Consider the following 629-nt stretch of genomic DNA (forward strand, 5'->3'; position numbering starts at 1 on the left):
TTCAATGTTGATAATAACCTCCTATTCTTTGATGAATTGATTGATAATAGCGAGTACATCAGCAGTTATGCAGGTCAGACCTATAGCGGTGCAGATACGGAAACAGCGACAGTCACTTTCGGAGATCCTTACTCTTACGATGGTGGTTTTGAAATCTCATCTTTAGAATATAACTGGACGAAAGTCAGCGATGGATCGACGGAAAGTTCTGCTTCCCTACTGAGCATTCCTTCAATGACAAGTGACAACGCAGACAGTTATAGATTAAATATCACTTCAACTTCAATTACAGGCCTAACGATCTTCACAAAACAAATTGACCTTCTGTTTACACTAGGGCAAGAAGATTCAGTGGCACTTTATAATCTATTTGTAGAGTTAGGAACTACACCGGACAAAGCAATTGAAATGCGTGATTGGGTCGATAATGACGGTAATCCGGTAGCTACGCAAATTGATAACTATGGTAGAGTGATTGATATCGATCTTTCGAATAGAGCTTTAACAAGCTTACCAACGAGCCTAACGATTGCAAACTTCGGTTATCTAGAAACAGTAAATCTTGCAGATAACCAATTAGAGGATATCGCATTAACTACTTTTGATAATGCCAATGATCAAAAAACGCA

1 protein-coding gene is annotated in these 629 nt (G+C 38.6%); it reads left to right on the plus strand.

The features are described 5' to 3' along the window. Positions 1 to 629 (plus strand): hypothetical protein (locus tag PL77_RS32195; RefSeq protein WP_044213717.1); only part of this gene is annotated, 629 nt, incomplete at both ends.

The sequence above is a fragment of the Flammeovirga sp. OC4 genome, from assembly GCF_000812565.1.
Lineage (GTDB): Bacteria > Bacteroidota > Bacteroidia > Cytophagales > Flammeovirgaceae > Flammeovirga.